This window comes from Williamsia sp. Y712, from assembly GCF_059445525.1.
Genome location: NZ_JCAIUN010000001.1, coordinates 2850710 through 2866210, shown reverse-complemented (window position 1 = coordinate 2866210; position 15501 = coordinate 2850710). Strand labels below are relative to the sequence as shown.

The 15501-nt window shown below is 64.6% G+C and carries 10 protein-coding genes and 1 pseudogene; 1 reads left to right on the top strand and 10 read right to left on the bottom strand.

Translation table 11 applies throughout. From position 1 onward, the window contains the following. Positions 1-86 precede the first annotated feature (86 nt). The 9 genes and pseudogenes from AC1D75_RS13105 to AC1D75_RS13065 all read right to left on the bottom strand — a co-directional run bounded on the left by AC1D75_RS13105 (position 87) and on the right by AC1D75_RS13065 (position 12923). Positions 87-1592, bottom strand: a complete 1506-nt coding sequence (locus tag AC1D75_RS13105; protein WP_495515619.1) for a glutamate synthase subunit beta — start codon at positions 1590-1592, stop codon at positions 87-89. After that, entirely contained in the window at positions 1585-6153 is a 4569-nt protein-coding gene (gltB, locus tag AC1D75_RS13100) for a glutamate synthase large subunit (RefSeq protein WP_495515618.1), read from the bottom strand. Before gltB ends, AC1D75_RS13105 begins: the two co-directional genes overlap by 8 nt. 215 nt (positions 6154-6368) lie before the next feature. Further along, positions 6369-7355 (bottom strand): annotated as a pseudogene (gene lgt / locus AC1D75_RS13095) (prolipoprotein diacylglyceryl transferase); the annotation flags it as partial. Then, complete coding sequence (trpA, locus tag AC1D75_RS13090) at positions 7352-8158, bottom strand: tryptophan synthase subunit alpha (RefSeq protein ID WP_495515617.1); 807 nt, start codon at positions 8156-8158, stop codon at positions 7352-7354. The gene trpA and the pseudogene lgt, both read right to left, overlap by 4 nt. Beyond that, positions 8151-9437, bottom strand: coding sequence for a tryptophan synthase subunit beta (trpB, locus tag AC1D75_RS13085; RefSeq protein ID WP_495515616.1), 1287 nt, complete (start codon positions 9435-9437; stop codon positions 8151-8153). Before trpB ends, trpA begins: the two co-directional genes overlap by 8 nt. Positions 9438-9452: 15 nt before the next feature. Beyond that, positions 9453-10271, bottom strand: a complete 819-nt coding sequence (gene trpC, locus AC1D75_RS13080; protein WP_495515615.1) for an indole-3-glycerol phosphate synthase TrpC — start codon at positions 10269-10271, stop codon at positions 9453-9455. Positions 10272-10410: 139 nt separating this feature from the next. After that, positions 10411-11160, bottom strand: a complete 750-nt coding sequence (locus AC1D75_RS13075) for a Trp biosynthesis-associated membrane protein (protein ID WP_495515614.1) — start codon at positions 11158-11160, stop codon at positions 10411-10413. Further along, positions 11153-12715, bottom strand: a complete 1563-nt coding sequence (locus AC1D75_RS13070) for an anthranilate synthase component I (protein WP_495515613.1) — start codon at positions 12713-12715, stop codon at positions 11153-11155. The genes AC1D75_RS13075 and AC1D75_RS13070 overlap by 8 nt, the downstream gene beginning before the upstream one ends. Before the next feature lie 25 nt (positions 12716-12740). Next, complete coding sequence (locus AC1D75_RS13065; RefSeq protein WP_028462844.1) at positions 12741-12923, bottom strand: tautomerase family protein; 183 nt, start codon at positions 12921-12923, stop codon at positions 12741-12743. 165 nt (positions 12924-13088) lie between these two features. On the opposite strand from AC1D75_RS13065, the gene AC1D75_RS13060 reads away from it, so the two are divergent. Further along, positions 13089-13868: a class I SAM-dependent methyltransferase gene (locus AC1D75_RS13060; protein WP_495515612.1), complete on the top strand. Its 780-nt coding sequence runs from the start codon at positions 13089-13091 to the stop codon at positions 13866-13868. 6 nt (positions 13869-13874) lie between these two features. On the opposite strand, the gene AC1D75_RS13055 is transcribed toward AC1D75_RS13060, so the two are convergent. Next, on the bottom strand, positions 13875-15449 hold the full coding sequence (locus AC1D75_RS13055; RefSeq protein ID WP_495515611.1) for an HNH endonuclease signature motif containing protein: 1575 nt from the start codon (positions 15447-15449) through the stop codon (positions 13875-13877). Between the last annotated feature and the right edge of the window lie 52 nt (positions 15450-15501).

Below are 15501 nucleotides of genomic sequence, written 5' to 3'. Positions count from 1 at the left end.
CTACGTCTCGGTTGAACGCATCAGATTCCAGACAGATCACCGCCGATGTCAACGGCACGGCCCGCTCACCGGGACACCGCTCCAGATCACCGGACAGACAAGGGCAGTGCTGCCGGATGTACCGGCGACGGCAGATCCGATTCACCCATCAAGAACTCGTCGACCCCGCGTGCGGCCGCGCGACCTTCTGCGATCGCCCACACCACCAGCGAGGCACCCCGATGTGCGTCGCCACAGACGAACACCCCCGGGGCGTCTGTCTGCCAGTCACTGCCGCAGCCCAGCGCGCCGCGGCGGTTGGGCGCAAGTTCCAGATCCGACAACAGCTGCATCTCCTCGACCCCTTCGAAGCCGATCGCAAAGAGTGCCAGCTCGCAGGGCAATTCGAACTCTTCACCGACAGGGACGATCGTGCGTCGTCCATCCTCGTCACGCTCGACGGTGACCTCGGCGAGCACCATCGCGGCCACGTTGCCGTGCTCATCACCGATAAACCGCTGCACCGCCACCTGGTATCGACGCTCTCCGCCTTCGACATGCGCCGACGAACTACGCAGGATCAGCGGCCACGTCGGCCACGGAGACCGGTCGTCGTCGCGCTCTTCGGGTAGTTCCGGGTTGTAGTCGAGCTGGGTCACCGAGGCCGCACCCTGCCGATGGGCCGTGCCGAGGCAGTCCGCACCGGTGTCGCCACCGCCGATGATCACAACGTGTTTGCCATGCGCGGAGATCGGCGAGGGCCCGTCGCCCTCGCACTCCTTGTTGGCGGGCACCAGGTGCTCCATCGCCAGGTGCACACCACCGAGGCCACGTCCGGGCACCGCGGTGTTGTCGCGGGCCTTCAGTGCGCCCAGGGCGAGCACGACGGCGTCGTAGCGCTCCCGTAGCTCGGGGACGGTCACATCGACGCCCACGTTGCAGCTGACGACGAACTCGGTGCCCTCATCCCTCATCTGCGCCAGGCGGCGCTCGACATCGGCCTTCTGCAGCTTGTATTCGGGGATTCCGTACCGCAGCAAACCGCCCAGGCGGTCGTCCCGTTCGTAGACGGTCACCGCATGGCCGGCCCGGGTGAGCTGCTGTGCCGCAGCCAACCCGGCCGGACCCGACCCGACCACCGCCACCGATTTCCCCGACGTGGTCTTCGACGTCAGCGGCCGGACGAATCCTTCGCGCCACGCCTCGTCGGCGATGGTCTTCTCGATGCGCTTGATGGTGACGCTGCCACCGGTGGTGGCCTGCGAGATCGACAGCACACAGGCGGATTCGCACGGCGCCGGACAGATCTTGCCGGTGAACTCCGGGAAGTTGTTGGTGGCGTGCAGCCGGTCACTGGCCACGTCCCACCGTCCCCGGCGGACCAGATCGTTCCACTCCGGGATGAGGTTGCCCAACGGGCAACCGGCGGTTCCGGAGTGGCAGAACGGGATCCCGCAGTCCATGCACCGCCGGGCCTGTTCGGAGACGTGGGCGATCTCGATGAGTGGATCTGCGTCGGCGTACACATCTCGCCAATCGTTGACCCGCTCGTACACCGGCCGGGTCACGGCCTCGGCCTTGTCGACCTCCAGAAATCCGCGCGGGTCAGCCACGAGCTGCCTCCATGATCGCCGAATCCACGTCTCGGCCTTCGGCTTCCGCCATCCGGGCCGCGTCGAGGACACGTTGGTAGTCGGTGGGCATCACCTTGGTGAACTTCCGGCTGCGCCGCGGCCAGTCGGCGAGCATCGAGGCACCGACGGACGAACCGGTCAGTTCGACGTGCTTGGTGATGCGTTCGTGCAAGAAGAGCAGATCGTCGGGGTCCGGGCTCTGCAGGTCGACCATCGCCGTGTTCACCTTGGACGAATCCAGTTGGTAGACATAGGCGATACCGCCGGACATACCCGCCGCGAGGTTGCGTCCGGTCGGCCCGATGATCACCACCCGGCCACCGGTCATGTACTCGCAGGCATGGTCACCAACGCCTTCGACCACCGCGACGGCACCAGAGTTGCGCACCGAGAACCGTTCACCGACGCGGCCGCGCAGGAACACCTCACCACTGGTCGCGCCATAGAGGATGGTGTTGCCGGCGATCACCTGATCTTCGGCGATGAAGAGTGCATCCGGATCGGGCCGCACGACGATCTTGCCGCCGCACAAGCCTTTTCCGACGTAGTCGTTGGCGTCACCGGTCAGGACCAGGGTCACGCCCGGCGGCAGGAACGCACCGAGTGACTGACCGGCCGACCCGAACAGGGCGACGGTGATGGTGTCCTCCGCCAGACCGGACGCGCCGTATCGACGGGTCACCTCCGAGCCGAGCAACGTGCCGACGGTTCGGTTGACGTTGCGGACCGGAAGCTCCAGCGTCACCCGGTGAGCATCCTCGAGTGCACCCTCGGCCAGCTGGATCAGCGTCTGATCGAGCGCCTTGTCGAGCGCGTGTTCCTGGCCCCGCATCCGACGCTTGGGTGATGTCGTCTCCGGCACGGCGAAGATCGCCGAGAGGTCGAGCCCCTTCGACTTCCAGTGCGCCACACCCGGTGCCGTGTGCAGCGCCTCGGCATGTCCGATCGCCTCGTCGAGGGTGCGGAAACCGAGCATCGCCAGATGTTCCCGCACATCCTCTGCGATGAACTTGAAGAAGTTGATGATGTGTTCGGCCTGGCCGGTGAATCGCGCCCGCAGCTTCGGATTCTGCGTCGCCACCCCCACCGGACAGGTGTCGAGGTGACAGACCCGCATCATGATGCAGCCGGCGACAATCAGTGGCGCCGTGGAGAATCCGTATTCCTCGGCGCCGAGCAGCGCGGCCACCATCACGTCGCGACCGGTCCGCAACGCGCCGTCACACTGCACGGTGATGCGGTCGCGCAGCCCGTTGAGCATGAGCGTCTGCTGTGCGTCGGCCAGGCCGATCTCCCACGGGGTCCCGGCGTGTTTGAGCGATGTCAGCGGTGAGGCACCGGTACCACCGTCATGGCCCGAGATCAGCACCACGTCGGCATGCGCCTTGGAGACTCCGGTGGCAACGGTGCCGACGCCCATGGCACTGACCAGCTTGACGTGGATCCGCGCCTGCGAGTTGGCGTTCTTCAGATCGTGGATCAGCTGGGCCAGATCCTCGATCGAATAGATGTCGTGATGTGGCGGCGGCGAGATCAACGCCACACCCGGCGTGGAATGCCGGGTCTTGGCGATCCACGGATAGACCTTGTACGCCGGAAGCTGGCCACCCTCACCGGGTTTGGCACCCTGGGCCATCTTGATCTGGATATCGGTCGCGTTGATCAGGTAATCACTGGTGACACCGAACCGGCCGGAGGCGACCTGCTTGACCGCGCTGCGGCGCATCGGGTCGTAGAGCCGATCGGTGTCCTCTCCGCCCTCACCCGAATTGGAACGTCCACCGATCGTGTTCATCGCGATCGCGATCGTCTCGTGCGCCTCGGCCGAGATCGAGCCGTAGCTCATCGCACCGGTGTTGAACCGCTTCATGATCTCTTCGATCGGCTCGACCTCGTCGAGCGGGACGGGCTCACGATCGGAGTCGAACTCGAACAGGCCGCGAAGTGTGCCGCCCTCACGGGAGAGCCGGTTCACCTCGTCGGTGTATTTCCGGTAGACCTCGGTCTTGCCGGATTTGGCCGCATGTTGCAGCAGGAACACCGTTTCCGGGCTGAAGAGATGGAGTTCGCCTTCGCGCCGGTACTGGTATTCGCCGCCGACCTCGAGGGGACGGTAGGCCTGCTCCGTCGCGTTCGGTGGGTATGCCCGGTGATGACGGATCCGGACCTCTTCGGCTATCTCGTCTAGGCCGATGCCACCGATCCGGGTCTTCGTACGGGTGAAGTACTCCTGCACCAGATCCCCCGCCAGGCCCACGGCCTCGAAACACTGTGCGGCGGTGTAGGACCCGACGGTGGAGATACCCATCTTGCTCATCACCTTGAGCACACCCTTGCCCAGGCCCTGCAGATAGTTGCGTACCGCCTGGGACGGGGTGACACCCGTCAATTCGCCCTCGGCGACAAGGTCTTCGATCGTTTCGAACGCCAGATACGGATTGACCGCTGCGGCACCGAAACCGATGAGCAACGCGATGTGGTGGACCTCGCGGGCATCGCCGGTCTCGACGACCAGCGCCACCCGGGTCCGCTCCTTGGTGCGCACCAGATGGTGATGAACCGCGGAAGTCGCCAGCAACGACGGAATCGGCGCATTCTCACGCGTGGTCTCGCGGTCACTGATCACCAGCGTGGAGTATCCGGCCGCGATGGCCTCACTGGCCCGCGACCGCAGATCCGTCAGGGCACGTTCGAGTCCGGGGCCACCCTCGGCCACCGGGTAGTGGGCGCGCAACACCTTCGCCGACAGGCCACGGTGGTTGCCCTCGTCGTTGATGTGCACGATCTTGGCGAGTTCGCTGTTGTCCAGGACCGGCCACGGCAACAGGATCTGCCTGCAGGACGCCGCCGACGGATCGAGCACGTTCTGCTCCGGTCCCATCACGCGCGCCATCGAGGTGACGATCTCTTCGCGGATCGCATCGAGCGGCGGATTGGTCACCTGCGCAAACAGTTCCACAAAATAGTCGTAGAGCAGCCGAGACCGCTGCGAGAGCACCGCGATCGGGGTATCGGTGCCCATCGAACCGAGGGCCTCGTACCCCGAGGCCGCCATCGGTGTGATCAGCACCCGCAACTCTTCCTCGGTGTACCCGAACGTCACCTGCCGTCGGACCACCGATTCATGGCTCGGGACAAATCGTGGACGTTCGGGAAGGCGTGCCAGTTCCAGCAGGCCGGCATGCAGCCATTCCTCATACGGCTCCTCGCCGATCAACTGTCCCTTGACCTCTGAGTCGGAAACAAGTCGGCCTGCCGCCGTGTCGATCAGGAACATCTTGCCTGGCTCGAGCCGTCCCTTGGCGATGATCTCGTCATTCGGGATGTCGAGCACACCGGCCTCCGATGCCAGAACCACCTTGCCACCCGCGGTCTGCCACCAACGTCCCGGCCGCAGACCATTGCGGTCGAGCACGGCGCCCACCATCGTGCCGTCGGTGAAGGTGACGCACGCCGGACCGTCCCACGCCTCCATCAACGACGCGTGGAACTGCAGGAAAGCCCGGCGCCGGGGATCCATGTCGGTGACGTTCTCCCAGGCCTCCGGGACCATCATCATCACGCAGTGCGGAACGCTGCGGCCACCGAGATGCAGGATTTCGAGGACCTCATCGAGCGAGGCCGAGTCGGAGGCGTCGGGACTACAGATCGGGAACACGCGGGTGAGGTCGCCGGGGATCAGATCCGTTGCCAGCATCGCCTCGCGGGCCCGCATCCGGTTCCGGTTGCCACGCACGGTGTTGATCTCACCGTTGTGGGCGACGAAACGGAAGGGATGGGCCAGCGGCCAGGACGGGAACGTGTTTGTCGAGAACCGGGAGTGCACGATCGCGATGGCACTGCAGACCCGTTCGTCACGCAGATCGGTATAGAAGGCGGGCAGCTGCTTGGTGGTGAGCATGCCCTTGTAGACGATGGTCCGGCTCGACAGCGACGCGAAGTAGAGCCCGCTGCCGTCGGCCTCGATTTCCGGCGTGACCCGTTCGGCTCGCTTGCGCAGCGGGTAGACGAGGCGATCGAGATCCAGGCCCGCGGGCGCGGTGCCGTCGGCACGCAACGGCGCGACGACGAAGAGCTGGCTCATGTACGGCATGCAGGCGCGCGCGGTACCGCCGATGTCGGCCGCGTCGACCTCGACCGGGGATTCGCGCCATCCCAGGACGGTGATGTTCTCTTCGGCGGCGATGGCCTCGACCCGGGCGATCGCACGGGCCCGCGCCTGCGGCTCCATCGGCAGAAAGCAGTTGCCGACGGCGAAGGTGTTGCCTGCGATCGGATCGGCGGGCGGCAGGACGAAGTCGACCACTTTACGCAGGAATGTATGGGGTACCTGGATCAGGATCCCGGCACCGTCACCACTGTTGGTCTCGGCCCCGGCAGCGCCGCGGTGGTCCAGGTTCTCCAACGCGAGCAGCCCGTCAGAGACGATCTCGTGGGTTCGACGGCCGTGAATATCGGCGACCATTGCAACACCGCACGAGTCGACTTCTGAGTCAGGGTCGTACAGACCCTGGGCTTTGGGGAGCTGAGAGAACAGCAAATCCGACCTCCACGCCTAGCCCCCGGACATCCGAGGGAACCAGCAAACAATCCTCAGGACGTCACTGGCCCGTGGTGTGAACACGCACCTGAGAATTGACGTTGGTGCGACTGCTAATGCTAGCAGTTAAGCCGAAAGACGGCTGATTCACATCGGGGTCAGACCTGGCGTTCGCCGGTCTCGCTTTCGGTGTCCGGCTTGGATTTACGTTCCTCGTCAGCAGAGTCCACCCGGTTGCGTGCCCGGTCATCGACCTCGGCGTCCGTCAGGTCGTCTTCGACGTAGCCCTCGACGGGATGCTCGCTCGGGCCGGACTCTGAATCCGGTGCTGCGCCAGGGTGATAGATCTCAGACGGGGTCTCGCGACCCTTCGGCGCGAGAACCACGTAGATCGCCGCACAGACGAACACCAGCGCAGCGGTGAACAGGTTGACCCGCACACCCCAGATCAGCGAGGCCGCATCGGTGCGCATCGTCTCGATGACAAACCGGCCGACGCAGTATCCGGCGACGTACAGCGCGAACAGTCGGCCATGCCCGATCCGGAAACGCCGGTCGATGACGACGAGCGCGATCACGATCAGGACGTTCCACAACAACTCGTACAGGAACGTCGGTTGCACGATCGCATAGACCACGCCGTTGGATTTGCCGTCGATCAGGCCCGGGCTGACATAGCCGGAAGAATCGACGCGCTCGTAGATCTTCAGGCCCCACGGCAGGTCGGTCTTGTCGCCGTAGAGTTCCTGGTTGAAGTAGTTGCCGAGGCGGCCGATGGCTTGCGCCAGCAGAATGGGCGGCGCGATCGCGTCACCGAAGGGCGGCAACTTGATGCCGGCCCGGCGGGCGCCGATCCAGGCGCCCAGCGCGCCGAAGGCGACCGCACCCCAGATACCCAGGCCGCCGTCCCAGATCTTGAGGGCATCGATCGGGTCTTTGGGTCCGTCGCCGAAGTAGGTCTTCCAGTCGGTTGCCACGTGGTAGATCCGGCCACCGATGAGACCGAAGGGCACAGCCCAGATGGCCACGTCGAGGACTTCACCGTCGCGGCCACCGCGGGCGACCCAGCGCCTGTTGCCCCAGAAGATCGCCACGATGATGCCGACGATGATGCACAGCGCGTAGGCCCTGATCGGGAAAGGTCCCAGATCCCAGACCCCTTGGGAGGGACTGGGGATGTAAGCCAGCGGCTCGGTGTTCACGAACGAACCCCGGAGCGCGCCCGCACGCCCTCGGCCAGTTCGGAGGTCAGTCCGCGTAGTGCGGCATCACCCTGCGCCACCGCAGAGACCAGCGCCGAGCCGACGATCACACCGTCGGCATATTCGGCGATCTCCGCTGCCTGTGTCTTGCTGCGCACGCCCAGTCCGACACCGATCGGGATGTCGGAGTGCTTACGGATCCGGGCACACAACTCGGGAGCCATCGACGACACGTTGTCGCGGGCACCGGTGACACCCATCGTCGAGGCGGCGTAGATGAACCCGCTGCTCGCTTCGAGAGTCATCGCCAGCCGTTCTTCCGTCGACGACGGAGCGACCAGGAAGATCCGGTCGAGCTTGTGTTCGGTGGAGGCCGCCATCCAGTCGTCGGCCTCGTCCGGGATGAGGTTCGGCGTGATCAGACCCAGGCCACCGGCACCGGCCAGATCGCGGGCGAAGCGGTCGATCCCGTACTGCAGCACAGGATTCCAGTACGTCATCACCACGGCGCTGCCACCGGCGTCGGCGATGGCCTCGACTGCGGTGAACACGTCACGGACCCGGATCCCACCGCGCAGCGCCTGTTCGGCCGCGTCCTGGATCGTCGGGCCGTCCATGACCGGATCGGAGTACGGGACCCCGACTTCGATGATGTCGCAACCGGCTTCGACCATCGACCGCATCGATGCCAGCGAACCGGGAAGGTCCGGGTATCCGACCGGCAGATAGCCGATCAGCGCACTGCGCCCTTCGGCGCGGCAGCGGTTGAACAGTGGTCCGAGCCGAGATTCGGCTTCAGGCATTGTCTGTGTCCTCGTCTAGAAGTCCGAACCATTTGGCCGCGGTGTCGACGTCTTTGTCGCCACGCCCGGAGAGATTGACGACGATGATCGCGCCCTCCCCCAACTCGACACCGAGCTCTAGCGCACCGGCAACGGCATGGGCCGACTCGATCGCCGGGATGATGCCCTCTTTGCGACTGAGCAGGGCAAGGGCATCCATGGCCGCGGAATCGGTGCACGGACGGTATTCCGCGCGGCCGATGTCCTTGAGGTATGCATGCTCGGGCCCGACACCGGGGTAGTCGAGTCCGGCTGAGATGGAATGGGATTCGATGGTCTGGCCGTCTTCGTCTTGCAGCAGGTACGAGTAGGCACCCTGGAACGCACCCGGTGTTCCGCCGGTGAAGGTCGCGGCATGGCGTCCGGTTTCCACACCGTCGCCTGCGGCCTCGTAGCCGACCAGGCGCACGTCTTTGTCATCGATGAAGGGATGGAAGATGCCGATCGCGTTCGAGCCGCCACCGATGCAGGCGACCACGGCGTCGGGCAGCCGGCCGGCAGAGCGCAGGATCTGCTCACGGGCCTCGAGACCCACCACACGCTGCAGATCGCGGACCATCACCGGGAACGGGTGGGGTCCGGCGGCAGTGCCGAAACAGTAATAGGTGTTGTGCGCGTTGGTGACCCAGTCGCGCATGGCCTCGTTGATCGCGTCTTTCAGTGTGGCCGAACCGGTATCGACGGCGACCACAGATGCACCGAGCAGACGCATCCGGGCGACGTTGAGTGCTTGACGTTCGGTGTCGACGCGACCCATGTAGACGATGCATTCGAGACCGAACATCGCACATGCAGTGGCGGTTGCCACGCCGTGCTGACCGGCCCCGGTCTCGGCGATGATGCGATTCTTGCCCATCTTCTTGGCGAGCAGTGCCTGGCCGAGAACGTTGTTGATCTTGTGAGATCCGGTGTGGTTCAGGTCTTCTCGCTTGAGGAAGATCCGCGCGCCACCGGCATACTCGGAAAGGCGCTTGGCCTCGTACAGCGGCGACGGACGCCCACTGTAGTCACGTTGGAGCCGATCGAGTTCCCGCAAGAACCCGTCATCGGTACGAACCTTCTCCCAGTTCACCGTGACCTCTTCGATCACGGCCATCAGGGCTTCGGGTACGTGGCGTCCACCGTAGACACCGAAATGTCCACTGCGATCGGGTTCGACCGATGTCCTGTTGACCAGACCGGCGCTGGCCTGAGGGAGTTCGGAATAGAAGGAAGCTGATGCAGCAGACGACGAGGTCATGATGAAGACAGGGGCCTAACGGACTGGTTTGGGGCAGGACGGGTGGGTTCCGGCGGTCACCAGTTCCGAGACGGCCGCACGAGGGTCACCAGAGGTGACCAAGCCTTCTCCGACCAGGACCGCATCGGCGCCGGCGCCGGCGTATGCCAGCAGATCGGCAGTTCCGCGAACCCCGGATTCGGCGACCCGGATGACCTTGGAAGGCAATCCGGGAGCAATCCGGGCGAAGCTGTCGCGGTCGACTTCGAGGGTCTTGAGATTGCGCGCGTTGATGCCGACCACGGATGCTCCGGCCTGCAGCGCTCGATCTGCTTCTTCCTCGGTGTGCACCTCGACCAGCGCGGTCATCCCCAGGGACTCCGTGCGGTCGAGCAGTGCGCTGAGCACGTTCTGCTCGAGGGCAGCGACGATCAGCAGGATGACGTCCGCGCCATGGGCACGGGCCTCGTGGATCTGATACGGGCCCACGATGAAGTCTTTGCGCAGGACCGGGATCTGGACCACTGCGCGAACGGCATCGAGGTCGGCGAGCGAGCCGCGGAACCGACGTTCCTCGGTCAGCACGCTGATGATCCGTGCACCCCCGGCCTCGTACGCCTGCGCCAGCGCTGCCGGATCGATGATGTCGGCCAGGTCGCCTTTCGACGGGCTGGCGCGCTTGACCTCGGCGATGACACCGATGCCGGGCTCACGCAACGCTGCGGTCGCGTCGATGGGCTCCGGTGCTGCCGCGGAGGCGGCCTTGATGGCAGCGAAGTCGATCACAGACTCGCGTGCTGCCACATCGGCCCTCACCCCGGCCAATATCGAATCAAGGACGGTTTGCGTGCTCATGATCAACCCCTTTCTCACGCCACTGACGAGGATGTAGTCGGTCGCGCGAGACCCCAGCAGCTCGTGTTTCAGTAAGCAAAGGGTAGCTGCGGCCCGGTAGACGATGGATTCGGGGTACCGCCAAACGAAGTGAGAACCGTCACCTTTCGCGATCCGGTGGGTCAATCGTCGGATCATCACCGGTATCGAGGGCATCCCAGAGCATCCGTTCGTTGCCGTCGCCCGGGGTCGAGCCGGTGTCGCCAGGGGTCGGGGACGCCCCTTCGTCAGCGCTGCTTTCAGCCGCTTTGCGTTCGGCATCGCGCTTGGCGAAGACCTCTTCTTCGAGCTCGGCACGACGCGCCGCAGGTGACTTGTACTTCGAGGACATCGGCGCATCCCGGGATGCGGACTGCAGCATCACAACGGCGCCGATCACAGCGGCCAGCGCTCCCGCGATCACGACCAGGCCCGGCAAGACGTTGGTGTCGACCTGTAATGCCTCATAGCGCGACGGCAGGTCGATCACATCGACCGCATAACTGACGTGGTCGTCGCCGGTCAGCAGCGTCAACGCGGGCACGAGACCGATGATCGCGACCGCCGCGACGACAAACGCGGTGATTCGCAACGCCCAGCCGCGCAGTGATGCCGCCGCCGCGATTCCGGCGAGCAACACGATCGCCAGCGGGGTCAACAGCGGTGTCCAGTCAGACCCCTTGACCGTGAACGTTCGCGGCGGCGCCATGCCGTCGGCGCCGATCAGTTCGGCCCAGGTCATCCGGGAGGCCGCCCAGAAGGCCAACGCGCCGAGCCCGAGCAGGACTGCGATGATCGCCAGCCGCCGGCCACGACCACTCGCTCCCCGAGCAGTTTTCGCAACGTTGCCTGCTGACTTGCTCTCACTCATTGTCGGTACCCGCGATCGGTGTCATCGTCTCGGCAGCCGCGATCGCCTTGAGGACCGCGCGCGCCTTGTTGCTGGCCTCGTTGTATTCGTAGTCGGCCTCGCTGTCGGCAACCACGCCGCCACCGGCCTGCACGTACGCGCGCCCCTCCTTGAGGACCGCGGTACGGATCGCGATGGCGGTATCGGCGTCACCCGCGAAGTCGAGATAGCCCACGATGCCGCCGTACAGGCCACGCCGGGTCTTCTCGTGTTCGTCGATCAGTTCCATCGCCCGCACTTTGGGTGCACCGGTCAGGGTCCCGGCCGGGAAACAGGCGTTCACCGCGTCGAGGGCGGTCTTGCCGTCCTGCAATTGCCCCGACACTGTGGACACCAGGTGCATGACGTGGCTGTAGCGCTCGATGTGCCGGTAGTCCGACACCTTCACCGTACCCGGCTCGCACACCCGACCGAGGTCGTTGCGTCCGAGATCCACGAGCATGAGGTGCTCGGAATTCTCTTTTTCGTCGGCGAGGAGGTCCTTTTCGAGCAGCAGGTCGTCGGCCTCGGTCTCGCCACGCCAGCGGGTACCCGCGATCGGATGGGTGGTGGCCACCGAATCCTTCACGGTGACAAGAGCTTCGGGACTGGAACCGACGATCGTGAAGTCGGGTCCACCATTACCCGGAACCCGCAGCAAGTACATGTACGGGCTCGGGTTGGTGGTTCGCAGCACACGGTAGACGTCGATGGGATCGGCGTCGGTCTGCATCTCGAAACGCATCGACGGCACCACCTGGAAAGCCTCACCGGCCTCGATCTCCGAGACCAGGCTGGTGACGATCGTCCCGTACTCCTCGCGAGTGCGCTGAGCGGTGAATTCCGGTTCTGCGGGGTGATAGGTCGAGACGGTCGACGGCGCGGGTGCGGCGAGCGCGGCCGTCATCGTGTCGAGGCGGGCCACTGCGTCGGCGTACGCCTCCTCGGCCCGATCGGCACTGCCGTCCCAGTTCACCGCGTTGGCGATCAAGGTGATGGTGCCCTCGTGGTGGTCGACGGCTGCGATGTCGGTTGCCAGCAGCATCAGCATCTCCGGCAACTGCAGATCGTTCACCGTCGTGTCGGGCAGACGTTCGAGACGACGGACCGCGTCGTAGGCCAGAAAGCCGACGAATCCACCGGTCAGCGGCGGCAGATCGGGGAACCGATCGGTGGCCAGGATTCGCAATGACTCGGCGAGGGCGATAAGTGGGTCGCCTCCCGCCGGTGCGCCGGCGGGCCGGGTCCCCCACCATTGTGCCTGGCCATCGACCGAGGTCAGCGCGGCGGGCGAGCCGGCACCGATGAACGACCATCGGGACCACGAGCGGCCGTTCTCCGCGGACTCGAGCAGGAAGGTCCCGGGTCGGTCACCGGCGAGTTTTCGGTACGCACCCAGCGGTGTCTCCGAATCGGCCAGGACCTTGCGGGTCACCGGCACAACTCGATGGTCGGCTGCCAGCTCCAGGAACTGGGCCAGCGTTGTGGTGTCTGTGAAGCCGCCTGCAGTGGCTGCGGCGGTGGTCATGTTTGCCATCGTCTCCGATTGTCCCAGTCTCTCGCTATTGACCGAGCGGCTCCCCACCCACACCCCAGTGCGACCGCGGAACCTCGGTGATCGTCACCCATACAGAATCGGGATTTTTCCCGGTCGCACGGGCATACGCCTCGGTGACCGCGGCGATGGTTTCACGCTTGACCCGATCACTGAGTCCGGGTGTCTGGGAGATCTGGATGAGTGGCATGGAACGAATGTGCCACAACTCGGCTCGGTTCCGAGCGGGTGACCAGCCAGACGAGTCGCGTCAGACTTCGGCAGACGGGTGGCGAATCGATCTATTCCAAACCCAGGTGTGCGGCGCTGACGGCACACTTGAACCCACGTACATCGCCGGCGAGAGGTGACTGCAGTGGTCGATTGGGATGGCGACCGATACGCCGACGTCAGTGCACTGCAGCGAATGGTGGCCGAGAACTCGATCGGAGACCTCGAACTGGCCGGCGATGAGCGTCTCCTCGACGTCGGCTGCGGCGACGGATTCATCACCATGCAACTGGCCCAGCGGTTGCCGGCGGGGTCGGTCGTGGGTGTGGATGCTTCCCACCGGATGATCGACAAAGCCCTCACCCGGGTGCCCATCGGCCTGCTCCGGGTGCAATTCCATGTCGATGACGCTTTGGCGTTGCCGTTCGAGCGCGATTTCGACATCGCGGTGTCGTTCAACGCCCTGCACTGGATCGGTGACCACACCGCTGCACTACAGGGCATTGCCCGCAGTCTGGACGATGGTGGCCGGGCTGTCATCCAGATCGTGTGTGCAACAGACCGTCTCAGCATCGAAGACGTGGCCATGGAGGTGGCGGCGAGCTCATCGTGGCGCGATCATTTCGTCGCCTTCGAGGCTCCGTACTTCCACGTCGAACCGGATCGGTTCCGCGAGTTCGCCGTGACCGCCGGCTTCACCGTCACCGATCTCGATGTGCAGGACCTGCGCTGGCAGTTCGACTCCACCGAAGCGTTCGTGCAATGGTTTTCGGTCGGCGGTACGGATTGGACCAGCAGACTCGACGCGACCGCCGTCAACGATTTCGTCGGTGACGTGATCGACCGTTACCAGCACGAGATCGGCGAGCCCGCATTGCTGCGATTCAGTCAGATGAGAGCGTCGATGGCACTTGTGGATCGGTGAAATGTGTCAAGCAGCCCGATAGGTTGCACGTTTCCATCCGAAATCGACGGCATATACCGGGGCGACCGGTGCTTCAGGCTTGGTCTCGAACGCCGTCCGAGCACGTTCGAGGAACCACGCGGCGTCGGCGTCGCTGTTCGGGTTCCACATCTCCGGGTTGGTGAAGTACTTGTCCGGGAAGTGAGTGTTGTTGGGCTGCGGCAAATCCAGGCTTCCGCGTTGGCGCCAGCCGATCCGGCCCTGCCAACCCGGCGGACCGGTGTCGGCGTTGATGATCTCGGTGATCCATCCTGTTTCACCATCATGAACCTGCGCATGATCGGAATCGCACACCAACGTCAACACAGTGATGTCGGTCCACCCGCCTTTGGACCATTCCCGCGTGTGATGGACCGCAACCTCAGTGGCCGGAGCATCACAACCCGGCCGCGAACAACCCCGCTCAGCGGCAATCAACGCCATCCGCTGATCAGCAGTCGCCAACCGTTGTTCACGACCCAGGTATAGCGGGCGGTGCATGTCGTCGAGCAACGCCAGAAACCTACGATTCACCCCGGCCAACCGGATGGCATCACGCACCGGCATCACCCCGCCCGAGGCGGTGGTCGCAACACCGGTTTCCTTTTCGAGCTGATCCAGAGTCATGGTCACGATCACCCGCGCAGGCAAACCCCGGTGCTGACCCAGAGTTCCTTGCCCGACAGCCAACTCCAGCAACCGTTTGAACGCATCATGATTGCGCTGACTCGGCGTGCGATTGTCGCGTTTGGCTGCAGCCTGCACAGTGTCCCTATCGGCTTTATCGGCTGGTCCGGACGGCGATTCGGGATCGTTCGGGTTGTTCATCCCGGCTGCAGCCCACTTGGCAGCCACCACATCCCACAGCGCTTTGGTCACCGGATCCAGGGTGCCGGTGATGGCGGCCATCTTGTCCGCACCCTGCTTCGAGACTGACAACCCGCGCTTCTGGGCTCGGTCGTTGTCGTCGAAATCGCCGTCGGGATCGAGATGATCACGCAGATACAGCCCGACCCGCTTGAGTTCGTCCGGATCCATCGTCCGGGCGGCCTCGGCCATCAATCGTTCACCGTCGGACCACAACTCAAGGGTGCTGCGAATCGTGCCGGGCAGGTTACGCAACGTGTCATCGATGACGGTGTAGTGCGCCACCCCGATCGCACCATCACGCAACGCCAACCAAGTATGCGGGTACACCGGAGCGATCACCTCACCCGACGGGGTATGCCACTGGCCCACGCGTTCAGCCCTTTTCGATCGGGTACTGGCCTGGGTCGCCGAAATCCGCAAATGATGGCGCAAAAACTTGTTGTGTTTGAAACCCTGCTTCGCGGCGACCGAGCGTTCTCGGAGCTCGACCGCCACCCGTACTTTGACGGCTTCATCACGGCGACTCTGGGCTTCGATCACTTGGGCGAGTTCGACAGCCTCCTTGTCCGACAAGTTCGCCAACGAGATGTCAACAAGCCTGCGGGACAACACTTCACGGACAGCAACGATTTCCTCCGCATCAAGAGCCATACCCTCGATACGGTCGATGAGATCCACCACCCCCGCGGTCATGAAACAGTTCTATCAGCACCCACCGACAAGTCCTTGGCCGGCAATTTGACCG

Bases quoted from the DNA above. Each gene is read 5' to 3' on its own strand.
- trpA (WP_495515617.1), bottom strand. From the start codon at position 8,158: ATGCCTGAAGCCGAATCTCGGCTCGGACCACTGTTCAACCGCTGCCGC.
- AC1D75_RS13075 (WP_495515614.1), bottom strand. From the start codon at position 11,160: ATGAGTGAGAGCAAGTCAGCAGGCAACGTTGCGAAAACTGCTCGGGGA.
- AC1D75_RS13055 (WP_495515611.1), bottom strand. From the start codon at position 15,449: ATGACCGCGGGGGTGGTGGATCTCATCGACCGTATCGAGGGTATGGCT.
- AC1D75_RS13070 (WP_495515613.1), bottom strand. From the start codon at position 12,715: ATGGCAAACATGACCACCGCCGCAGCCACTGCAGGCGGCTTCACAGAC.
- AC1D75_RS13065 (WP_028462844.1), bottom strand. From the start codon at position 12,923: ATGCCACTCATCCAGATCTCCCAGACACCCGGACTCAGTGATCGGGTC.
- trpB (WP_495515616.1), bottom strand. From the start codon at position 9,437: ATGACCTCGTCGTCTGCTGCATCAGCTTCCTTCTATTCCGAACTCCCT.
- trpC (WP_495515615.1), bottom strand. From the start codon at position 10,271: ATGAGCACGCAAACCGTCCTTGATTCGATATTGGCCGGGGTGAGGGCC.